This window comes from Flavobacterium denitrificans DSM 15936 (assembly GCF_000425445.1).
GTDB classification, from domain to species: domain Bacteria; phylum Bacteroidota; class Bacteroidia; order Flavobacteriales; family Flavobacteriaceae; genus Flavobacterium; species Flavobacterium denitrificans.
Map to the genome: position 1 here is coordinate 381,446 of NZ_AUDL01000008.1, position 23,997 is coordinate 405,442.

The following is a 23,997-nucleotide window of genomic DNA, read 5'->3' on the forward strand; positions in this document are numbered from 1 at the left end:
TTAATTAAAATTTTGATTTTAGCCATCGAAATGGTTTTAAAACTGCTTTCCCAATTTTAAACTCAAGTCTTAGTGTATTCTTAATCTTTTCTTTTTCTTCTCTTTCTATTCTATACAACAAATGGGTTATAAATTTTTCATAATGATTTACATATAAATCTTTATGCTTTAAATAAATAACCATCAACAAACTATATTTAACTTTATTGGCTATAGTAGTTGTGGAATAATTTCTTTTTCTATAATTATATAGTGGTTCTGGTATTATGTACGCGGTGCCCCCATTTTTCAAAAGTCGAATAAAAAACTCCCAATCTTCAAAACCTTGCCTCATCGTTTCATCATATCCTCCACAGTTTTTCCAATCCTCTTTCCTAAACATTGAAGTACCCAGTGCGGCATTTGAAAATAAAAAATCAACTATGTCACCACCACTAGGCTTAAACAGTGTCGTCTTTTTATCTTCAAAAATTAAATTAGCATAGCAACTTACTAATCTGTAATCTGGATCATTTTTTAAAATTAGCAAAGCCTTTTCGCAAAAACTTGGCTCAAAAAAATCATCACTATCTAATACTAGAATATATTGACCATTTGACGCTTCAATTCCTTCATTCCTTGCTTTACTTTGCCCCTGATTTTCTTGTATTATTAATTTCGTGATTTTTGGTTCGAGCCTTTTCAAAACTTCTTTCGTTTCTAAATCTGAACCATCATCAACTATTATGACTTCTACATTCGTGTTTGTTTGATTTAATGCAGAATCTACAGCTTGTTCTACAAACTTAAAATCATTAAAACAAGGAATAACAATCGATATTAAATCATTATCTTTCATTAATCAGCCTATTATATATTGTTTGCCATTTTGCATCAACCATTTTCTGTGAATAATTTTTATTTGCAAAATAATGGGCTTGATTGCCCATTTCAATTAAAGTGCTATTGTCATCAACTAATCTTTTAATTTTAGTCGCCATACAATCAATATTATACTCGTCACAAATAAATCCCGAAATTCCATTCTCTAAAGTATATTTTACTCCTCCTGAATCAAATACTACAACAGGCAAACCACATGCCATAGCTTCAATTGTTACTAATCCTTGTGTTTCGGTACTTTTCCCATTATGCAATGAAACCGACGACAATAAAAAAATGTCATTATCCCATAGCAATTCGCGAATTTCTTCTCGGGATTTAGAACCTACTAAAACTATTGAATCTGTTAAATTATTATCACGGATGTAGCTTTCCAAATTTTCACGTTCTGGCCCTTCACCGACAACTGTCAGTTTAAAATCAAGTCCTTCAAGTTTTAATTTCTTTACAGCGTGAAAAGCATAAATATGTCCTTTTACAATATTTAATCGCCCCACTGTAATTAATCTGGAGATTTGATCATCTCGTTTTATTTTATTTGGATGAAAAAAATCTGTATCTACTCCTACAGGAACAATTGTAAGTATCTTTTCTGGGCAACCTAAATCTATAAGAATTTCTGCTAAATACGGAGTATTAACCGCTACTAAATCTCCATATTTAAAAAGATTATCGTAATAACCATTATTTGGTATAAAACCACTTATAGGAAAAATCGCATCATGGCCATGAAAACTAACAACTAAAGAAGGTTTAAAACCAACCTTTTTTAGTAACGATAAAATCCCTGAATTTGTTCCATATTGAACATGAAAAATATCAACATCATTGAATTGATTATAAAAAACCCATTGGTATAACCAAGTCAAACTAAATTTTGAATGCGCTTTGTAATATTTAAATATCTGATTTACATTCTTTAAATTAAAAAACAATAAAACAAACCATTTGAGTATGCGAATTATTCTATTTTTTGGAATTTTATACTCTTCTAAAATTATTTTGTCCTTGATTTCGTATTTCGTTAATAAATCCTGTTGCTTGCTACTTTCAAAATCTAATAATTTATCAACTATCAATTTCACATCAAATCCCCATTTTATGGCCGTTATAATTTGTGCTAATATGAACGTCTCGGACAAGTGAGGAAACTGCCCAAGTTTAAAAATTATCTTTTTATTTTCCATTTTAAATTACTCATTTTTGCTACAATAATAACTTTTAAATAATCTCTAAAATCTACTTTTAATCTTTAATATTTGAAACCGAAATTTCTCTTACAATCTAAATCTAATAACTGAATCAATTATTGCTTCTTCATCATCAATAATGCACTCCAAATTCTCAAAACATAGTGATTTAATGAAGCAGGCATAATTATATATTTTTTTTATTTTCCAGTAAATAAAGACTTATATGTTCTGCCTGTATAAAAATTTTATCAAATTGATTGTTTACTATCTTTTCAACTACTGACGAAGGACTTAAATACAAATCATAATAGTCAACAACATTTTTTCTTAAAATTGATATTCCTTCTTGACTTCTAGCGAAACACTCTATTAGTAAATCATTTAATTCTTTTTTATTTTTATAGATTAACGCAGTTTCGTTATTAACGAGAGGTGGTATAAATAAATTTGCGTATGTATCATGGATTATAGGAATACAACCAGCACTCATAGCTTCAATCACATTATGAGATTGAGGCATTACCACACCTGGTAGGGCAATAAAAAAACTAAACCTTTCTAAAGTCTTTATTAATTCAGAAAAACTTAATCTAAAATCATCTTCAGCATTGATTAGTAAAACTATATTGTCCTCATCACTTTCAATAAAATCGACTAATTCATTATACGTTTTTATTTTCCTATTATAACTTTGGGAGCCTATATAATTAAATATTTCTACTCTATTGGGGATGTCAAAATAATTATTTTTAGTAATTTGTTTATATCGCTTATTGTCAAAATTACCTGATATAAAACCTGATTTCTTTCTACTACATACAAAATCAGTGCTAATACTTAAATATTCAGAATTGTACATTAAGGGATATTTACTCATTGGAACATGGTAATATAGCTTATTATCGTAATATTCCGAGTTAAAAAAATCATTACTAAGCTGCTCTTTCGTAATCCATGAAACACCTGATTTTTTTATGGGCTTACCAATTTTAATTTTTTCCTTTAAAATCATTGAAGCATATTTAGGTTCGCCGCTTTTATTATCAAAAGAAAGCTTTCCGATAACGGAACTATCATATGGCAGATAAACGGTGTAGTCGTTAAGTGTAAAAAATTTTATAAAATTAAATAGATATCTATTTAATACTACACCTCGAACATCTATATATATTTTCTTTTGTTTCGGCTTGATAAAAGAACTCGTGAAGAGAACTTTCAATAAAAAAAAATAACTTAATACCTTACGTCTAATCAATCTTCTGAAAGAATAAAATGTCATTTTTTAGTGATTTTTAAAAATACGTATTAAGTAGAAATGTCTCGTAATTCCATACATTTTCAGCTTTCTTTTTAGTAACCAATCTTTTAAATTTCTTTTGCCTAAAAACCAATTATATTCAATTAAAATTTCTTTATTTTGAATTTTGCTTAATAGGTGTCGTTTTCCGTTTTCGATATATTTGTGAGAATGAATACTTTTAGTATATAATTTAATATACGAATCTATAAGTATCCAGCTTATGATCGAGTCCCTGCATTTATCTAATGTTGTAAAACGACTCACATTCTCATCGGAGAAACTACATCTATAATACACCATACCATCTACAGGATGAATAATTTTTTTAGTATTTAATAAAACTCTAGTAAAAAATTCGGCATCCTGATTTATTGATAAAGATTCATTCCATAATCCGCTTTTCTGAATTAACTCTCTTCGAACTAAATAAACATGCGAAGGCAAAAAAGTACCAAAGTTTCCAAAATCAGAAATTAAACTAAATCCACTATCATAATTTTTATTAGTTTTCTCTATTCTAGGCTTAACATCATCTACGGTTTCTGAAAAATAATTCCATTTACTGGTTATCAAAACATATTTCTCTTCTAGATATTTTGCAGCCGCACTTATCTGGGAAAGTAAAAGATCAGCAGACAATAGATCATCCGAATCCAACCATTTAACGAATGCTCCTTTACTTAATTCAAAACCTAGATTTCTGCAAACATTTCCTCCTTTAGGAGTTTCTAGTGGTCTTTTAAAATATTTGAAACGAGAATCCTTTGCACAATATTGGGCTAACAACTCCTCAGTATCATCTGATGAACCATCATCGACTACAATACATTCCCAATTACTGTAAGTTTGGCTCAAAACACTATCAAGCGTTTGGTTTAAAATACTTGCTCTATTGTATGTTGGGATAATAATCGAAATTAGTATATCATTCATCTCTAATTTATATACAGCAGTCATTTTAAAAAAAATAACGGCTATTCTTTAAATATTACTTATTGATCTCTCAATTAAATCATCAATGACATCCAAATGTCTTTTTAATGTAAAATTATTTTTAATCCTCTCTTTTCCATTAGTGCCGAGTTTTTTCGCAAGGGTTTTATCTTCTAATAGCAATATCATTTTTTCAGCCATTGTATCTACATCATGTTCATCTACCAAAAAGCCTGTTTCGCCTTCAATGACGACATCTGGAATACCAGCATGTCTCGTTGAGATTACAGGTAAACCAGCAGCATTTGCTTCTAAAATTGCAACAGGGGTGCCTTCCTGATCACCATTTAGTGCAGTTATAGAATGTTGTACAAAAGCCAATCCATTAGATAAATATTCTATAAATTGTGGTCGATCAATAATTCCAGGTAACAAAACCGCATCTTCTAACTTAAATGCTCTTACTATGTTTGAACAACTCTCTAACAATTCTCCAGTACCTCCCATAATTAATTTTGCTTCCGGGAATCTATCATGTACTTTTTTAAATGCTAATAATGTATAGTAAGGTGCTTTTTTATTCACAAAACGTCCTACAGCTAAAAATGTCGAATCAGTAAATTTCGGAACAACATTCAAAAACAGATCACTTGATCCACACGCACTATATATTAATTTTTCTTTAGGACAACCTAATTCAAGCAGTTTTTTTTGCATTGAATGCGAGACTGCTATGACATATTTACTGCATGCAAACACTTCTTTATAGTTATCACAATTTTTAATTACAGCTTCAACCGAGGCATCATATCCGTGAAAATGAGTTATTAACGGAATGTCTAATTTTTTACAAAAATTTAAAATTCTATGAGACGTATTACCATACTGCGCTAAAACAACTTGTATTTTATTCTTTTGAAGCGAATGCATAAAATTCATTTCGATAACAGAAGGTGTTTTAAATCCAAGTTTACGTTTTATTTTTACCATCCAAGCAATATTTTTATTATTCAATTTCCCAACTCCTTCCAAATATTGTGGGATAACATCTCCATAATAATAAAAAATTTCTCCTTTTAATCCATTTTTTTGTTCTTGAATAAAAGTTTCTGAGTAACCATCTTTAGAGGGAGAAATAATAGCAATTCTACTTTGAGTTAGTTTCATAAAATCGATTTGAAAATCATGATTTTTTTTGTGAATTTATTGCTAGCAAACCTATATGTAATATACATATTTATAAAGGCAAAATAAGATGTGTTTTTTAATCTTACATTATAAAAAGATTTGCTGAAAATTGACAAATAACCATGCAAATTAAACCATTTATGATATAATAAATACTCTGACTGTAAATTTATAATCTTCACAGAACGCATAAAAGTTCGTACTATCTTTTCTTCCAGTAATCTATTTTTTTTCTTCTGAACATCTTTATGATTGCGACTTACAGATTGATGCTCTCTAAAATAATTCAATGTTTCTGATAAAAAACATACTTTAGTTTTTAAAGCTAATTTGATCCAAAAATACCAATCTCCACACATATTCATTTCTAATAAAGATCTTGAGAAAATAGAATCTTCCACTAATTCCCTCTTAAAAATTACAGCGCTTGAATTAGGAATGACATTAAAATTACTAAAATAAGATTCAACGAATTCTCTTCCTTCTTTGACAAAATTCATCTGCCATATATTAGGCTGAAACCTATTTGTATAATTTACTCTATGGCTCAAAAAATCTCCATTTTCATCAACATCAGTGGATTGGCAATAGACAATTCCCTTTGATTGATCGTCGTCAATATATTTTATTAATTTCGATAAAAAAGTTAATTCACAATAATCATCACTCTCAGCAATCCATATATATTCACCTCGGGCTAACTGTATTCCTTTTTGCCATTGCTTAAAAGGACTTCTTGAATTTTCTTCATTGACAATTAAGTGTGAAACTTTAGAATGATCAGAGTAGCGTTCTAAAATGGCTACACTATTATCTGTACTTTTATCATCCAGAAGTATAACTTCAAAATCTTGAAAAGTTTGATTAAATACGCTCTCAAGTCTTTGAACCAAAAATTTTGAATGGTTGTAATTAGGAATAATTATGGAAACTTTTGGATTCAAGACTCTAATGCTTTTTTGGTGGCTTCTAAATAAGCAGTACCATATTTCGTGCATGGTTCTAAATGATTACCTTCTGCCCACTCATTCATCGCATTTATAAAAATAAAATTTTCATCAATTGAATACGGCTTAAAATTAGCAATAATATGACTTAACCACTTATAATATAAATCTGGATTGCTTCCCACAGCGACAACCCCTTTTTCTTTTTTTCGAGGAGTATTATCCCAAGATGGTGTAACAGATCGGAAATACTTATAATCTGGTATTTTTTTATCAATACATTTCTTAACCCCTAATTCAAAATCTCTAAAATCAACTGAAACAGATTTTTGCTTCTTTTTAAAAAAATCAAATACTGCTTTTTTTTGTTTAATTTTCAATTTATTCTTAATTACTGCGAGAGGAGAAAACTCTATTACTGCATCAAAATCAATTTCTTTAGGATCAATCACATCTCCAAAACTATCTGTAAAACATAAATATAAATCTTCAAAACCAAATTCTTCAATTGCTACTTTCCTCCAAAGAGCGACTGTTGTTTTTATATCTGGCAATAAATCATGTCTATAAAGTACAAAGACAGGTTTATTACCTACTTTAATATATCTTGAATCAGAAAAAACATGTTCACACAACCATCGCATATGAGCTTTGTCATCTTCAAAATTATAATCTTGCTGCATTAGAACATCTTCTTCTTTACCATCCCATCTGCGAGTCCAATTTTCATTTGCCCAGCATAACATAAAAGGCATTTTCAAATCATTCTGTTTAAGCATTCCATCAATTGGCTGATCCAACAATCTTTTTCCATTAAACCAGTAATGATAATAGCAAAATCCTTCTATTCCATATGATTTCGCTAAATCAGCTTGAGCTTTTCTAGCTTCGGGCAAACGTAAATCATAGAACCCTAAATCAGTAGGCAATTGGGGCTGATAATGCCCCGAAAATAAAGGCATTGCTTTTGTTACATTCGTCCACTCAGTAAATCCTTTGCCCCACCACAAATCATTTTCTGGAATTGGATGAAATTGAGGCAGATGAAATGCTATCAGTTTAGTTTTGTTCATTTAATGTCTTATTAAAAACAGAAGCCATGCTTTGCAAATAAATATCTTTAGAAAAATAATCAATTGCTAATTTATAACCTTCTTCTGATGATTTTTTATAAAAACTAGAGTCGTTTATAAGATTATTTAATTTAGTTATTGCCTCTTTTGTTTCATTATATAAAGACAAATCATAATTTGCGTTTAGAATTTCAGATGGTCCTCCACTATTTCTTGCTAAAACCGGTATTTTATTACTCATTGCTTCGATCAATGTCCTTCCAAAAGCTTCATCTTTAGAGCAACTCATTAATATATCTATTTCTTTATATATCAATTGATTTGGTATATATCCTAAAAAACTAACAACATCAGATAATTTATTGTTTTCAATAAATTCATTCAATTCTTTATAATAATGATGTTCCGAAACACCTCCATAAAAATTCAATCTTAAATTATGGTTCTTTTTATAACATTCTTTAAAAACTTGCAATGCAAAATCTTGTTTTTTTAGCATCATAATCACTCCCACAACTCCTATTGTAATTGTAGTTTTATTTATCTCCCTTGCAAAAACATCCTTATGTTCAAAAAAACCATTGTATACAACTTCGGAGTTGAAAACTTTTGATCCCAACCAATGTTCCTTAAGCAAATTTGTTGTAAAAATTGAAACAGCGCTTTTTTTTATTTTATCTACGACTACTCTCCGTGATGGAATATAAGAAATATTAAAGTCTTTATCTCCATATTCTCTAATGTGCCACAAGTGGGGTTTCTTCATTTTTTTTGATAAATCATAACCAAAAGATATAACAGAAGTATTAGTATATACTAAATCTGGAGCAAAAGTTTGTGCAACTAAAAGTAGTCTTTCTTTTAATACTCTTTTCTTTTTGTAATATTTTATTGTTTCCTTTAAATGATTTTGAAATGAAGAATAATTAAAATAACCACATCTTGGCAAATTTAATATCTCATAATTTACTTCGATTCTATTTAGTTCATTGACCATCATTCCGTTGTCTGGCACAATTACTAAAAATTCATAAACTGTCATTAACCCTTCTAAAATAGTAATTAAAGAATGAGATGCCCCATTTAAATATTGCTCATGGGCTAAAACTAATATTTTCGGTTTTTTAATCATTTCAAATTCTGCAACTTTACCCATAAATCGCCATAAAATAAATCTTTATTTTTTTAATTTAAATTTTTCAATAATACTTTTACCTTTTTTTATCCCTGTTTCTTCAATGAATCTAAAGCTAATATAAGACATTCCAACTACAATAATTAATGTATATAGAAGACAAACACAAAATGAAATACTTGTTAATGGAAACACTAAATAAATATAATCATAGATTGGTTTACTCGAAAAAATAACCAACGGATGAATTAAATAGATGCTGTAACTCCATTTTCCTGCATAATTAAAAAATTTATTATGCAATAAAGCTATGGGCTTAGTAAGTTGAAGTAAAATTACAGTCAAAAAACAAAACATGGCAATGTAAACATATAACTTTGAGTACTTTATGAAATTTCCATACATATTATCATTATGTGACTGATAATAAAAAAAGAAATAAACTAAGGCAATACCAATAAGGGATGAAATAAAAAGTAAGTATCTACATTTTGAGAGTATATTCATAATCTGTGATGACATATAAATCCAAAAAATCATTATTCCAAGAAAAAAGAAAGGAAGCATTACTACCAAATTTTTAATTGAATAACTTAACCCTTTGTAACTTTCTGAGCCATATTCATAGGCTAATATAGATGATATTAGATAAATAACAACTAAACTAATTATTCCCGATTTTACAGATCTAATTAAACAAAATAAAATAGGTAGAACAAAATAAATTAAAAACTCAATGCCTATTGACCAACCAGCCGGAACCAAACCTTCATGATGTAATGGTGAAAAAGCAAAAGAAAATGTGATATTTAAAAACAAGTTACTAAGATATTGCAATGAAAACAATGATTGATTATTATAAAAGAAGAACACTATTAATAAAAAATAATAAAGTGGTGCTATTCTAAAAAAACGTCTAATAAAATATGACTGCATCGATTGAATAGAAAATTCTTTACCATGTAACGAGTAAAAAATTGAAAAAGAACTTAAAACATAAAAAAGCTCTACACTAAGACCTAATCTACTAATAATAAAATCTGAGTAGGAATCAATTGGTAATTTAAAAATAAACTTCAAATGATAAATCATAACCAAAACTGCAGCTATTCCTCGCAGTGAATCTAATGGTTCTATTCTTTGAATTTCTATTTTACTATACGTTGTCATAAAAACTATTTGCCTATTTAATACTATGTAATTTTTTCATTGTTAAATTCCCATAAAATAAATCTTTATTGGTTTTAATTTTATCCATTTCCCAATTCCACCACTTGATTTTCAGCAATTCATTTATAATTTCTTCAGAGAATCTATATTTCAAAACCTTTGCAGGAGTTCCTCCTACTATTGCATAAGGAGGTATATCATTTGTTACCACTGCATTTGCAGCAATTACAGCACCGTCTCCTATTTTAACTCCGGTTAGTATTGTAGAACCCGTCCCGATCCAAACATCATTTCCAATTTCAATGCCTCCCTTAGAAACAGCATCTGAGCCATATTTATCATTAAAAATTCTATATTTAATAAAGTAACTTGTTATGCAATTAATATCATGATTATGCTCTTGGATATTTGTTCCTCTAGCAATTGAGCAAAAATTACCAATTTTTATTGGAAAATCTAAAGAATAGAACTCTGTATTAGGACCATTAATCGTCGTATTTGAACCTATAATTATGTTACCATCAAATAGCACCTTATTTATCAAACTTCTTGGACCAACTTTTACTTTTCCTCTTAATTCTGAAAATAGTACTTGTGCACTTTCATCAATTAACTCTGAACATTGAATCTTCGACTCAATTATATTTTCAATATCCGTTTTTTTTAGTTTCCTAATTAAAGTATTTTTAAATTTCCTATATATCTTCCTAAATAATCCCATTTAACTAAAATTTTCCTTAATCAATTTAGAAATATCTTTTTTCTCAACTCTTGAATTTCCTTTGTATTTTATTTTTTGATTAAAAATAAAATCTAAATCATCTTGATTATTTACAAATAAATATTTTTTTAATTTAATTTCATTTTCATATGCCAAATATCCTCTTTCTCCATAGATAATATTTGTAAGATCAAAATATTCTGCTTCAATTGCACAACCTGAAAAATTAGTTAAATGATAATCTGCAATACTAAAAAGTTCGTATAGGGTTAATGAATTTGCTTTATCAATTTCTATTTGTTCTTTATACTTTAATTTAAGCATTTCGCATATTTCTTTATCTTGAAAATAACGTGGATGCAATCTCAAATACAATACTAAATGTGGATGTCTATCTAAACAATTAATTACATAATCAGGCAAGCCAGTTCCTTGCAAAGTAACAAGTACCTTAATACGCGAGTCTGTTTTATGGAGTTCTATTTTTTTTGACAACTCTAAAGAAAGATTACCCCCTATAATGTAATCTATTTTTTTTACGTCTTGAAATTGCCTTTCTAAATATGCAGCATCACTCTGTCTCCATGCCCAAATTTTTGAAGGAAAAAAATCTTTTCCACTTCCTTGGATAGATCTCCAGCTACTATATGCAAAATGATTTGCCGTTACTTGACTATGCTGATACTCTAGGGTAGTAACATTTAATTTGTTTGACGCTCTAATAATACTCATCATTGTATTATTATAATAACAATACAATAGAATATTTTTTACATTATTTTTTCTTAAAACATTGAAATACACAAAATACTCAGTTTGATTGGTGATAATATTTTGCACTAAATGATTATAAAGATTAAAATCTTTTCCATATTCATGAGTTAAAAACTCACAAAATTGTTTTAGCTTGAATTTGATTTCCGAATTTTTATTAAACTCGTTTTTAACTTTATCTAAATAGATTTTTTTTAAAATATTTATATCATAACCAAGAAAAAAATTCTCTTTTTTTAAATCAAAAATACAGTAATCAATCTTTAGCTTTTCAAAATAATCAATAAATGGATCTGTATATGGATTAATCAAATCCATTGAACCATAAACCGAATTAATCTTCTGAGAAGAGTCAGTAACAATTACATTTTTAATCGTTTTATTTCTTTTAAAACTTTGTCGATAAAACTTTAAACGATCCTTTAAAGTTATTTTTATTGCAATTTCACAGAAACACTTGGCGCTATTATTTATTTTAAAAATACCGCTATTTTTTAAATGCAGTTGATATGCCACCTGTACTTTTATCAGAGGCCACCAATTAATATCATAAAATAAAAACTCATGATTTTCAAACTCTTTAATAAAATTTTCTTGATTTAACATACTATCTCAATACAAACTATATTTCTTTTATTCGCTTTCCGGATCAATTATATAAATGTTTACTGACGGGAAAAGAACAATCATTTTGAAGTTTTTATACATAACTTTTGTTTTTCGAACAAGCTTATAAATCAAATTGCCTAAAGGGCCTATTTTAAAATACTACATAGCTAACTCCATTCACTTGGCAACAAAAAATCAGCTCCAATAGAAATGGTTGGTTTTACAATAAAGTGACCAATATTGCTCTGCCGTAATAATTTTTTATTTGTATCAAGATTTATTACATGCAGATGAATACTATACTTTCCATATCTTAAGTATAATCCTTTAATAACTACACTCACTATAAGTTTCCCATCAACCACTTTTCCAATAAAATTTACTGTATCGGAATCAACCTCAGCCAGAAGCTTATATTCAATATTAAAAAAACCAATTCTAAATTTTAGATTTTCAACATCCTCATCAGCTTTTATTTCAAATTCAATTTTCAAATCTTCTCCATTTCTAATATAAGTTTCAACAACTTTTTTTGAATTTTCAATAAAGCTAAATTCAGTTAATTTTATGCTTCCATCTCCAATTAATTGCTCATCACTCGTTTGAAACTTAAAAAAATACTTTTCAACTACATCGCCAACATTTTTGCTGTAAGAATCTATCCTTCCATGCTCTAATAGCATTGCTTCATTACTCACTGTTGTGACTTGGGCCATTGAATGTGATACAAATATAACTGCTGAACTTGATAACAAGTCTGTAATCCTGTTCATGCATTTCACTCTAAACCCCAAATCTCCAACTGCCAAAACCTCATCTATTATTAGTACATCTGGCTCCATTTGCGCAGCGACAGCAAATCCCAAACGCACTTTCATTCCGCTACTATAATTTTGCACAGGCATATCAATAAATTCACGGATCTCAGCAAAATCAATAATTTCTTCTACTTTCGAATCGATTTCATTTTTTGAAAAACCTAAAACAGCACCATTATTATAGATGTTTTCTCTGCCTGTTAATATCGGATTAAAACCAGCACCTAATTCAATTAAAGCACAAACTCTTCCTTTGATCGTTACCTTTCCTTCATCTGGATTAATTAATCCGTTTAATATTTTTAACAATGTCGATTTTCCAGCACCGTTATGGCCAATTAAACCAAGGCATTCTCCACGTCGCAATTCAAAACTAATATCTTTTACTGCCCAAAATTCTTTTGGCCGCAATTCTTCTGAATTTTCATTTTTATTACCAAAAACATTGTAACATAAATCTTTTACACCATACCACAGGCTCGTTTTTAAATCTATACAAAACTTCTTTGAAAGATTCTCAACTTTTACTAATACTTCATTCTCCTCCATAATTAAGCGCTCATACGTTCAACAATTATTGGAATAGAAATTCTGTAAAAAACTAATCCTAAAAAAAACAATGGAATACAAACTGTAAATACTCCAAAATAATACGTCAAATAATCCAAATTTTGTCCAAACAACAGATTTCTAGTAGTCAGCAATAAAGGCGTCAAAGGATTCATCTCCATTAACGTTTTTAGCAACCCTGTCTTTGGAATAGCATATACTACTGGAGTTGCATACATCAAAAAACTTAATCCCATACTAATTATTTTTCCCACATCATTATAAAGCATCCCTAAAGGTGTAATAAATAAACCTAAAGTCGTACCAAAAAAAATAATCCCTAAAAAAGCAAGTGGAAAAAATAACGCTGAAGCATGAAAACCAACCCCATAAACAATTAAGAAAACTAAAAGCACAATTATTTTCACAAAACTATTTGAGATTAATTTGTAAACACCAGATAAAATTAAGGCTTCCTTCGGAAAATTAATTTTAGAAAGTATTCCTCGTGCTCCGTTCGTATTGACCATTGGGGCATTAATAGATTCGATAATAATAGACCATAATAATGTTCCTGAAAACACAAAAACAGGATAAGGCACTCCAGTATCCGTAAGTTGCACCGTTCCCGACTTACTCAAAATAATCCAAACTAAAGCTGTTGACAATGGGGTAATAAATGCCCAAAGAATACCTAAAAAAGATTGACGGTATTGTGCTTTGATATCACGAACTGCCAATTGCTTTGCTAAAAAACGAGAACTATACATGTCACTGAGACTTTCTAGTAAAAGTTTACCAATTTTTTTATTGTTTGTTTTTTGGTAAACAGTGGTTTTTAATTCCATTTAAATTTGAGTAGAATAATTATTTAAATTTTGGCGCAATATAGAAAAAAGACAAACAAATAAAGCTATTAAACCATTTTTAAAAATTTAATTTATCATGCAGACAAAGCTCGGTTAATTAACAAGATTTTTACCCTTTTACAAATTCTTCAAAATGCAAAAAGGTGTTTTTATTTAAAAAACACCTTTTCTTATAATTAATAATAAAATTACGATCTTATTGTACGAATTTTATTTATCCAAAACTTCAAAAGCAGAGTTCATACTTTTAAATTCGGGAACAATTTTTTTCATTTTTGCTACTATATCGTCGTTATCATAAAAATCAGCTATCCCAATAAGTTCGTCTATATCAGTATGCAAATTTTCATATTCATCCTGAATTTCTTGCGCAATCATAATTTTGTTATGATAGGTTGGTAACGTTTTAGAAGTATCATTTAATAATTCTTCGTAAAGTTTTTCACCAGGACGCAAGCCTACAATCTTTATTTTGATTTCTTTATCTGGAATAAAACCTGCTAATTTGATCATTTTTTTAGCTAAATCTATAATTCGGACAGGTTTACCCATATCAAAAATATAAATTTCACCTCCATTACCCATTGCACCAGCTTCAAGAACTAATTGACAAGCCTCAGGAATAGTCATAAAATAACGTATAATATCCTGATGCGTTATCGTGACTGGGCCTCCTTCTGCAATTTGTTTTGTAAATAGAGGAACTACAGAACCATTTGATCCTAATACGTTTCCAAAACGAGTTGTAATAAACTTAGTAACATGATGATTATTTTCGCGTTGGTTTTTCAAAAATAATGACTGAACATATTTCTCTGCAATACGCTTGCTTGCCCCCATTACATTGCTAGGATTCACGGCTTTATCTGTAGAAACCATAACAAATTTCTTAACGTGATATTTACAAGACAAATCTGCGAGATTTTTAGTGCCTTTTATGTTTGTCAAAATTGCTTGAGATGGATTTTCTTCCATCAAAGGAACGTGTTTATAAGCCGCAGCATGAAAAAAAACATGCGGATTATAGTTTTTGAAAACTTTTTCTAGTGCCTTTTTGCTTTTTACATCTGCAATTACGGCAACTATATTAGTTTCTGCTTTTGTTGCAAATGTTTCTAAACACAAATTATGCAATGGAGTTTCAGCATGATCTAATATAATAACTACCTTAGGATTAAATCCAAGAACTTGTCGTACGATTTCACTTCCAATAGATCCTGCAGCACCAGTGATCAATATAGTCTTATCTTTTAACTGCTTAGAAATTGACTTGCTATCCAAAACAATCGGTTTTCTTTCTAATAAATCTTCAATCTGAATATTTTTTACCTTTTGAGAAATCTCTTTTTGGTTTTCCCAATCTGAAATAAGCGGAACTGTATAAACTCTATAATTGAATTCCAAACATTGATCTACAATAATTAATTGTTCGTCTTTAGACAAACTTTTATCTGCAATGATCACTCCTTCTGCAGCTACAGAACGCATCAACGCAGGCAATTTTTTTCTTAGGATTAAGATTGGCAAATCCAACATTCTCTTGGATGCATTTTGGTTGTTTTTATCAACAAAACCAACTATTTTAAATCGAGAAGGTGTTTCAAATTTTAATGCATTTGCAACAGATATTGCATTTGCATCTGTACCATAAATTACGGTTCTAATTAGCTTTGTATTAGCTTTTTCAGAAAAATACAATTCAAAAGTTTGCTTAACTATAACTCTATACAAAAACAAACCACAAAAAGACAATACTAAATTAATAAAAAGTGCTGTATTTAAAAATGCCTTGTGTCCTGTATATAATTCGAAAACTAAATTGAAAAATAAAAAGAAGACCAAAACTGACATTTGAGAAAACAACAGCTTAATAGCATCTATATATGATGAATGCCTAATAATTCCCGAATAAGTCCGAAATAACCAAAAGAAAAATATATTTACTAGTATTAAACTCCCCACAAAATAAAAATCATGAGAGGTTATAATATACCCCAGAGCTGTTCCTTCAAACAGCATATAAGTGAAGGTAAATGAAAAAATCAAAACCATTACATCTATTGCAACAATAATCCATCTAGGTAGATAACTTAGATTATTGATATTAGCTTTCAGATTCCTTGGTGATAAAAAAGTATAAAGCAAGGACGATATTTTTGTTGATTTCTCGGTATCCAATTTGGCTTAGTTTAGTTTTGTAAACTTATAATATCTTACAAAAATACAAATTAAAGGCTTAAATCGTTATTTCTAAAAGAAATTAAATTTATCCTCTTTTTTCTTTTGCTTTTATAAAATCTAACAAATATGTTCCGTATCCTGATTTAACTAAAGGCATAGCTATTTTTTGAAGTTGATCGTCATTAATAAAACCTTGCCTCCACGCTATTTCTTCAATGCAACCAACTTTCAGTCCTTGTCTTTGCTCAAGAACTTGTACAAATTGACCAGCCTGCATCAAACTGTTAAAAGTTCCTGTGTCAAGCCAAGCAGTACCTCTACTTAAAATACCTACTTTTAAAGCTTCTCGTTCCAAATATACTTTATTCACATCAGTAATTTCATATTCACCACGTGCGCTTGGCTCAATATTTTTTGCAATTTCCACAACAGAATTGTCATAAAAATACAATCCAGGAACTGCGTAACTTGATTTTGGCTCGAGTGGCTTCTCTTCTATAGAAACTGCTTTAAAATTTTCATCAAATTCAACTACTCCATATCTCTCCGGATCTGAAACATGATAAGCAAAAACAACTCCTCCCTGTGGTTTTGTATTTGATTTTAAAAGCTCTTGCATATTTGAACCGAAAAATATATTATCTCCCAGTATTAAAGCTACATCATCGTTACCAATAAACTCTTCTCCAATTACGAAAGCTTGAGCTAAACCATTAGGTATTAACTGTTCAGCATAACTAAACTTACAACCAATCGTATTTCCATTACCTAAAAGTTTTTTAAAATTAGGCAAATCATGAGGAGTTGAAATAATCAAAATCTCATTAATACCGGCCATCATCAAAGTTGATAATGGATAATAAATCATCGGTTTATCATATATGGGCATCATTTGCTTACTCATTGCTAATGTCAATGGGTGTAAACGGGTACCAGAACCTCCAGCTAATATTATTCCTTTCATAAAATTGATTTTAGATTTTTAGATTTTAGATTTTAGATTTCCCTTAAGTTGAAACTATATACCTAAATCTTTTAAATCATTTCATATTTGCTCAAAACATTTTTTTTAAACTTTCCTTGTAATCTGGAATATCTAAATTGTAAATCTCTTTAATTTTTTTCTTATCTAATAATGAAAATTTTGGGCGTTTAGCAGGAGTAAAATAAGATAATGATGGCACGCCTACTACATTACAATTGTACCTGCCTAATTCTTTAATACTCAACGCAAAGTCGTACCAACTTATTTCACCTTCATTTGAATAATTATAAATTCCAGGAATCCAGTTTGGAGATTCAACGATATCAATCATTACTTTCGCCAAATCATGGGCATAAGTTGGTGAGCCAATTTGGTCGTTAACTACATTTATCGCTTCTCTTTCCTGCATTAATCGTTGCATAGTTTTAACGAAATTATTACCAAATTTACTGTATACCCATGAAGTTCTAATAATGATTGAATCTGGATTTTCTTTTAAACATGCAATCTCTCCCGCCAATTTGCTTTGTCCATATAGATTAATTGGATTTGTTTGCGCCTCTTCATTTAAAGCAATTGAAGAAGTGCCATCAAAAACGTAATCAGTAGAAACATGAATTAACTTCACATTATTTTCTGAAGTAAATTTTGCAATTATTTCAACTGCTAAATGATTTATTATAAAGGCTGTTTCCTTTTCAATTTCTGCTTTATCAACTGCTGTATAAGCTCCACAATTAAAAATCACATCAGGATTAATGTTATTTAACTGTGTCTTAAGCAACTCCAAGTTGTTTAATGTTATCTCAATGCGATCTGCAAAAAACCATTCATAATTTTTATAATTTTCAGCTAGAACTCTAAGTTCTGACCCTAGCTGTCCATTTGCTCCCGTTACAAGAATTTTTTTCATTTAGAACAAGCTATTACAATTTTCAATGAAAGGTAGAACTTGATCTTTGTCTGAAACAATTGCATCATTTAAATCCATTCCCCAATCAATATTCAGAGATGGATCATCATATTTAATTCCTCCTTCAGAAGCCTTATTATAGAATTGGTCACATTTGTACATTACACAAGCCGTTTCGCTTATTACAGAAAAACCATGGGCAAAACCTTGCGGAATAAATAATTGTTTTTTATTCTCCGCAGATAATAGTATGCTAAATGCTTTTCCATACGTAGCAGATTTTTTCCTCAAATCTACAGCTACATCAATAATCTCTCCCTGTAATACACTTAATAATTTAGTTTGCGCGAAAGGTGGATTTTGATAATGCAATCCTCTCAAAGTATTTTGCTTTGAAAAAGACTGATTATCCTGAACGTATTCTATATCAATTCCAAAATCAGAAAATTTTTTTTTATTATACAATTCAAAAAAATAGCCCCTTTCATCTTTGATAATTATGGGTTCGACTATTAGTAAATCTTTAATATATGTTTCCTTAATTTTCATATACACTAAAAATCTTTTTTATTTTTAAAAAAATTAAAAATCACTTTTTTAATTCTATTCATTTCTTCGATTGTTAAATTGGATCCTGAAGGCAAACATAATCCCATTTCAAATAAGCTCTCAGCAACTTTTCCTCCATAATAAGGATATTTTTCAAAAACTGGCTGTAAATGCATTGGCTTCCATAAAGGCCTACTCTCAATATTTTCTTGATCTAACGCAATTCTTAAATCTTCACTTCTTTTCCCACTTTGCGGTAATATTAAGATTGCATTTAACCAATGAATAGATTCATAGTCCTCATTTAAAACTTGCAAAAGTTTCACATCTTTTATCTGATCAAAAATCTCTTTATAAAATTTATGATTTTCTTTTCTTCTAAGAATATTTTCATTTAGTACTTTTATTTGTCCCAACCCTACCCCTGCGCAAATATTACTCATTCTGTAATTATATCCAATTTCACTGTGCTGATAATGTACTGCTTGGTCTTTAGCTTGGGTTGAGTAAAAAATAGCTTTATTTTTTTGAGAAAGGTTTCTAGCAACTAAAGCTCCACCACTTGAAGTAGTAATAATTTTATTTCCATTAAATGAAAATATACTTAAATCACCAAAAGTACCACATTTTCTGTCCTTATAGGTGCTCCCTAAGGCTTCAGCACTATCCTCTATTATAGGAATAGAATATTTATCTGCAACTGCATGAATTTCATCAACTTTATATGGAATACCATATAAATGAACTGCAATGATCGCTTTTGGCTTTTTCCCTTTTCTAATTCTATCTTTAATCGCAATCTCCAATTGTTTGGGACAAATATTCCAAGTGTCCCACTCACTATCAACAAATATAGGAGTTGCATTTTGATATAAAATAGGGTTAGCAGATGCCGAAAATGTCATGCTTTGACAAATAACCTCATCGTTTTTATTAACGCCTAGCAAAATTAAAGCGAGATGTATTGCTGAAGTTCCTGAATTTAAAGCCGAAACAAAAGAATTTTGTCCTAAGTAATTTTCCAATACACTTTCGAACTCGTCAACATTAGAACCTCCGGTAGTAATCCATTGCGTAGTTAAAGCCTTTGTAATGTATTCTTTTTCAAATCCGCTTTCTTGACATAACGATAAATATATTTTTTTATTCATTAATAAGCCAATAATCAAAGGGATAACGAACACTATCCTCCTCTACATTAGTCAGAGGTAATGTTGTAAATGATATTAATTTTGAACTTGATTCCAAAAATTCAATAGCATTAGCATAACCTTCTGGAATATGAAGTATGTTGCTTTCCTCTGAAGTAAGTAATATGTTTTCTATCTGTAAGTCCTTTGAAGGAGATTCCCAGTTGTCTATTTTTACAAAATGTACCCTAACTTTTCCATGGACACAATAAAAAAATTTATTATCGATTTTATGCCCATGCCAGCCTCTTAATGGATACTCATCTGAATTACAAATAATATAAAATCGCTCAATAATATCAAATTTAAAATCATTAATAAACGAAATCTGCCCTCGTTCATCTGTATGAATTCCTCCTTTTATTAAATTAGGAAGTTTAATTTGTTTCAATATAATATAGTTAATTTAAAATAAACTCTATTTACACACTATTCTAACAATCTAGACTAAGCTAATATATTTTTAACTGCATCAACAATGTATTGCAGTTCTTCACTAGTCATATAAGGATATAATGGCAAAGAAACGTTTCCTGACCAAGTTAACTCGGCATTTGGATAATCTTCTTTAATCAAATTGTATCGTTCTTTATAATAAGTTAATTGATGAATCGGTTTGTAGTGTACAGAAGTACCCACTCCTTGTTCCGACATTTTTTCAATAAATTCATTTCTAGAGATTGAAGCTTTTTGGTTTAAAACGATTGGAAATAAATGCCAAGCATGATCTTCCAATTCACCATGACATATTGGCAAATCTATCATTGATAAATCTTTCAATTTTTCATAATAAAACTCTACTGCCTTTTGTCTCTCAGATCTAAACAATTCAGCTTTTTCTAACTGTCCTAATCCAATAGCAGCAGCTAAATCTGGCATATTATATTTGTATCCAGCATCAATAACATCATATTCCCAAGATGGAGTTTTTGATGTAAATCGATCCCATATATCTCTATTAATCCCATGCAAACGCATGGTTTTCACCCTCTTATACACACTTTCATCATTAGTGACTAGCATCCCTCCTTCTCCCGTTGTTATTGTTTTATTTGCATAAAAACTAAAACAAGTAATATCTCCAAAAGTGCCTACTAATTGCCCATCCTTTCGAGTTGGAAATGCATGAGCTGCATCTTCCATAATTTTTATTCCATGACGATTACAAATCTCAATTAATTCTTTGATTTGAGCAGCTTGACCACCATAATGAACAACAATTAACAACTTAATGTCTTTATGTTTTTCTATTGCTTTTTCTAAAATCTCTGGTGTAATCAAATTAGTACCATATTCTGTATCGATTGGAATTATCTCTGCGCCAATATACCTTACAACTTCTCCGGTTGCTGCAAATGTCATACTTGGTATAAGTACTTTATCTCCAGCTTTTATTCCTAATGCATCGATTCCGAGATGCAATGCGGCTGTACAAGAATTTACAGCACAAGCATATTTGGCTCCAATAAAATCAGCAAATTTTTTTTCAAACTCAAGTGTTTTTCCTGCCGTAGTTAACCAGCCAGAATCTAATACCTCATTTAAATATTTTCTTTCACTATCTCCTATGAAAATTTTAGAAAAAGGAATTTTAGTTATTGTACTCATTTTATGATTATTTCTTTGATTGTTGTTAAAATAATTTTCGCATCCATCAAAACAGAATGATTCTCGACATAGTCAATATACATTCTAAGTTTTTTAGGCAAAATTTCTTCTTTATATGTTAGTGTTGGGTCCTGAGAATTAGCTAATATTTCTTCTTCATTCCTAAACATTATCGAAGCATTATCTGTTATTCCTGGGCGTATTCTATGAACAATTTTCCATTGATCTGGATAAATTTGCGTCCATTGTTGCACTTCTGGTCTCGGCCCTACGATAGACATATCACCAACGAAAACATTTATTAATTGTGGTAATTCATCCATTTTAGTTTTACGTAATACACTTCCCAGAGGGGTAATACGTGAAGAATCTCCCGCATCAAAGCTGCCACTTGTTTTTCCCGAAGCCACACTCATTGTTCTAAACTTAAAGAGCTTGAAGAGCTTACCATTTCTACCTACTCTAGACTGAACAAAAAAAACAGGACCAGGCATTTTAATTTTGATCAACAGTGCAATAAATATGAAAGGTATTATTAAAATAACTAGACCGATTAAAGAAAATAAAAAATCAATTATCCTTTTCATCTAACTTTTTTATCAATTTATACATATGCCTATTTGGGTAAGCTATGAAATCATAATATACTTCATAACCTGATTTGTTATAAAATTTTATAACATTATCATTATTATTATAATCAGTAGTCAAAGCAATTTTTGATGCTTGATGAAATTTCGCTTTTTTTTCAAATTCATCTAATAGAACTTTTCCATAACCGGAACCTTTAAGATCTGGTAGAATAGCGATAGACAACAACTCTGCATATTGTTTGTCATCTTTTTTATCCGATTTTTTATTTATATTTTTAAATAGTCTAAAGATAACTTTTGGTCTATTTAATGAAACAAGTAAAAGACTTTTAAAAAAAAGAAAGCTATTTTGCAACAAAAGTGTTTTATGGTATCCAAGTGATTTACTTGTACCTGTAGCAAATCCGTATAACTTTTCTTCATTATCAAATAAACCGATTCCAATGCTCTTATTGTTATTAATAGAAGCTGCGTAATATGTTTCAAGAAAGTGTCTGCCTAAAGATGTTAAGAAAAAATCTTTAAAAGATTTTTCATGAACTTCTGCTACTTTTTTCACATCTGAGATATTTAAATCTCTTATTTCCATGTCATTTCGTTTAAAATATTAAGCAACTTTCAGTATTCCTGACAGTTAATCTTCTCATTCTCTTTAAAACTTAAAAAAAGTGTTTTACTGTTAACCAACTCGGATAATATAATTTCTTGCAATTCGAATTACGCCATGAAATCTTTTCCACAAACCTTCATTATTAGGATAATCTGCATACGTTTTATTTGGCGATTTCATAATTCTCTCAAATTCATCTTCACTTAGACCTAATTTTTTAATTACGTAATCCCTATCTTGATCTAACATTTCCTTAGGCGCTGGTGGTTTGCTAATTTCTGCTAAAGCTTCATCTCTAGAAATTTGCCCCGAACAAACCAATGCCGATAAATATGATTTTCTTAAATCGTAACCAAATTTAACTGGTAAATAAAAAGCGTGAAAAAATCTAGTAAATATAGATTCATAGTGCTTTCCTCCATAATCCTGCCATCCAAGTTCATCAATAAGCGTTTGTTTTGCCTCCGCTTTATTATAAGGTATATAATTTAAAATAGGAACCCATCTAATTCCTCTAATCAACAAATAATCAATATAATCCAATGTTGACAAACTTGGATAAGTTTTCATCTTAACTTTTCCAAACTGTTTGTGAAGAGATTTTATTAATTTTGAATCTTTAGATCCATATAACCATGATTCTGGCATGATCGATTCTGTAACAACATTATTACCTGCTATGATGTATGGAATTTTCATTTTAGCAGCCGTCTTAATCAAAAGCGCCCAAATCGCATGATCGGTAGGGATTTCAATATTAGAAATCGACGATTTTATAAATGAAGTCTGAATATCCCTAAATTCTTTCCAATCTAGAACATAAGTATCAAGGTCGATATCTAAACGTTTAACAATTTGTTCTACATTTGCAACAGCTAACTCTGTATTCCACCCATTATCAAGATGAATAGCAAAAGCTCGAAGTCCATATTTTTTTTTGATGACATAAGCAACATATGAACTATCTACACCTCCGCTTAATCCAATCAAACAATCATATCTTGAATTTTTTCCTTTGCGCTTTATCTCTTCAATTAATTTCTCTAATTTCTCTTCACCTCCTTTATCAGTATGTACATCGTTAACAAGTACATTATCATAATTATGGCAAAAATTACAAACTCCATCATTATCGAATGTTATTTCTTTTGCCGTTTCATCCATTATACAACGGCTACAAACTTTTACTGTATTCATTTTTTTGATT

23 protein-coding genes are annotated in these 23,997 nt (G+C 29.6%); all 23 read right to left on the reverse strand.

Annotation, left to right across the window (positions count from 1 at the left end):
* Positions 1 to 4: 4 nt before the first annotated feature.
* Positions 5 to 838 carry a glycosyltransferase gene (locus H600_RS0105255; protein ID WP_026727810.1) on the reverse strand — a complete coding sequence of 278 codons (834 nt, stop codon included), beginning with the start codon at positions 836 to 838 and terminating at the stop codon, positions 5 to 7.
* Positions 828 to 2,069 (reverse strand): glycosyltransferase, encoded by a 1,242-nt coding sequence (locus tag H600_RS0105260; protein ID WP_026727811.1) that lies wholly within the window; start codon positions 2,067 to 2,069, stop codon positions 828 to 830. Before H600_RS0105260 ends, H600_RS0105255 begins: the two co-directional genes overlap by 11 nt.
* 190 nt (positions 2,070 to 2,259) lie before the next feature.
* A complete protein-coding gene (locus tag H600_RS0105265; RefSeq protein ID WP_026727812.1) occupies positions 2,260 to 3,354 on the reverse strand; it encodes a hypothetical protein in 1,095 nt (364 codons plus the stop codon).
* Between the two features lie 3 nt (positions 3,355 to 3,357).
* On the reverse strand, positions 3,358 to 4,308 hold the full coding sequence (locus H600_RS22490; protein ID WP_167330294.1) for a glycosyltransferase family 2 protein: 951 nt from the start codon (positions 4,306 to 4,308) through the stop codon (positions 3,358 to 3,360).
* A gap of 48 nt (positions 4,309 to 4,356) precedes the next feature.
* Entirely contained in the window at positions 4,357 to 5,475 is a 1,119-nt protein-coding gene (locus H600_RS21880; protein WP_026727814.1) for a glycosyltransferase, read from the reverse strand.
* The gene (locus H600_RS21885) at positions 5,472 to 6,440 is read right to left on the reverse strand and encodes a glycosyltransferase family 2 protein (RefSeq protein ID WP_051234373.1); all 969 of its coding nucleotides are present in this window, start codon (positions 6,438 to 6,440) and stop codon (positions 5,472 to 5,474) included. The genes H600_RS21880 and H600_RS21885 overlap by 4 nt, the downstream gene beginning before the upstream one ends.
* Positions 6,437 to 7,516: a glycosyltransferase WbsX family protein gene (locus H600_RS0105285; RefSeq protein ID WP_026727815.1), complete on the reverse strand. Its 1,080-nt coding sequence runs from the start codon at positions 7,514 to 7,516 to the stop codon at positions 6,437 to 6,439. Before H600_RS0105285 ends, H600_RS21885 begins: the two co-directional genes overlap by 4 nt.
* Positions 7,503 to 8,672, reverse strand: coding sequence for a glycosyltransferase family 4 protein (locus tag H600_RS0105290; RefSeq protein WP_026727816.1), 1,170 nt, complete (start codon positions 8,670 to 8,672; stop codon positions 7,503 to 7,505). The genes H600_RS0105285 and H600_RS0105290 overlap by 14 nt, the downstream gene beginning before the upstream one ends.
* 21 nt (positions 8,673 to 8,693) lie before the next feature.
* Positions 8,694 to 9,821: an acyltransferase family protein gene (locus H600_RS0105295; protein ID WP_026727817.1), complete on the reverse strand. Its 1,128-nt coding sequence runs from the start codon at positions 9,819 to 9,821 to the stop codon at positions 8,694 to 8,696.
* A 13-nt stretch (positions 9,822 to 9,834) separates the two neighbouring features.
* On the reverse strand, positions 9,835 to 10,542 hold the full coding sequence (locus tag H600_RS23280) for a CatB-related O-acetyltransferase (RefSeq protein WP_051234374.1): 708 nt from the start codon (positions 10,540 to 10,542) through the stop codon (positions 9,835 to 9,837).
* The gene (locus tag H600_RS0105305; protein WP_026727818.1) at positions 10,543 to 11,922 is read right to left on the reverse strand and encodes a hypothetical protein; all 1,380 of its coding nucleotides are present in this window, start codon (positions 11,920 to 11,922) and stop codon (positions 10,543 to 10,545) included.
* Between the two features lie 170 nt (positions 11,923 to 12,092).
* Positions 12,093 to 13,292: an ABC transporter ATP-binding protein gene (locus H600_RS0105310; RefSeq protein ID WP_026727819.1), complete on the reverse strand. Its 1,200-nt coding sequence runs from the start codon at positions 13,290 to 13,292 to the stop codon at positions 12,093 to 12,095.
* A 2-nt stretch (positions 13,293 to 13,294) separates the two neighbouring features.
* Positions 13,295 to 14,140: an ABC transporter permease gene (locus H600_RS0105315; RefSeq protein ID WP_026727820.1), complete on the reverse strand. Its 846-nt coding sequence runs from the start codon at positions 14,138 to 14,140 to the stop codon at positions 13,295 to 13,297.
* Positions 14,141 to 14,371: 231 nt separating this feature from the next.
* Positions 14,372 to 16,339 carry a polysaccharide biosynthesis protein gene (locus H600_RS0105320; RefSeq protein ID WP_026727821.1) on the reverse strand — a complete coding sequence of 656 codons (1,968 nt, stop codon included), beginning with the start codon at positions 16,337 to 16,339 and terminating at the stop codon, positions 14,372 to 14,374.
* Positions 16,340 to 16,427: 88 nt separating this feature from the next.
* Positions 16,428 to 17,306: a glucose-1-phosphate thymidylyltransferase RfbA gene (gene rfbA / locus H600_RS0105325; protein ID WP_026727822.1), complete on the reverse strand. Its 879-nt coding sequence runs from the start codon at positions 17,304 to 17,306 to the stop codon at positions 16,428 to 16,430.
* Between the two features lie 91 nt (positions 17,307 to 17,397).
* Complete coding sequence (gene rfbD, locus H600_RS0105330; RefSeq protein WP_026727823.1) at positions 17,398 to 18,240, reverse strand: dTDP-4-dehydrorhamnose reductase; 843 nt, start codon at positions 18,238 to 18,240, stop codon at positions 17,398 to 17,400.
* Positions 18,241 to 18,789, reverse strand: a complete 549-nt coding sequence (rfbC, locus tag H600_RS0105335; RefSeq protein ID WP_026727824.1) for a dTDP-4-dehydrorhamnose 3,5-epimerase — start codon at positions 18,787 to 18,789, stop codon at positions 18,241 to 18,243.
* Positions 18,790 to 18,794: 5 nt separating this feature from the next.
* On the reverse strand, positions 18,795 to 19,940 hold the full coding sequence (locus H600_RS0105340) for a DegT/DnrJ/EryC1/StrS family aminotransferase (protein WP_026727825.1): 1,146 nt from the start codon (positions 19,938 to 19,940) through the stop codon (positions 18,795 to 18,797).
* Positions 19,933 to 20,370 carry a WxcM-like domain-containing protein gene (locus tag H600_RS0105345; protein WP_026727826.1) on the reverse strand — a complete coding sequence of 146 codons (438 nt, stop codon included), beginning with the start codon at positions 20,368 to 20,370 and terminating at the stop codon, positions 19,933 to 19,935. Before H600_RS0105345 ends, H600_RS0105340 begins: the two co-directional genes overlap by 8 nt.
* A gap of 56 nt (positions 20,371 to 20,426) precedes the next feature.
* Positions 20,427 to 21,587 (reverse strand): DegT/DnrJ/EryC1/StrS family aminotransferase, encoded by a 1,161-nt coding sequence (locus H600_RS0105350; protein WP_026727827.1) that lies wholly within the window; start codon positions 21,585 to 21,587, stop codon positions 20,427 to 20,429.
* A complete protein-coding gene (locus H600_RS0105355) occupies positions 21,584 to 22,174 on the reverse strand; it encodes a sugar transferase (protein ID WP_026727828.1) in 591 nt (196 codons plus the stop codon). The genes H600_RS0105350 and H600_RS0105355 overlap by 4 nt, the downstream gene beginning before the upstream one ends.
* Positions 22,158 to 22,769: a GNAT family N-acetyltransferase gene (locus H600_RS0105360; RefSeq protein WP_026727829.1), complete on the reverse strand. Its 612-nt coding sequence runs from the start codon at positions 22,767 to 22,769 to the stop codon at positions 22,158 to 22,160. The genes H600_RS0105355 and H600_RS0105360 overlap by 17 nt, the downstream gene beginning before the upstream one ends.
* 90 nt (positions 22,770 to 22,859) lie before the next feature.
* Positions 22,860 to 23,987, reverse strand: coding sequence for an N-acetyl sugar amidotransferase (locus H600_RS0105365; RefSeq protein WP_084157354.1), 1,128 nt, complete (start codon positions 23,985 to 23,987; stop codon positions 22,860 to 22,862).
* Between the last annotated feature and the right edge of the window lie 10 nt (positions 23,988 to 23,997).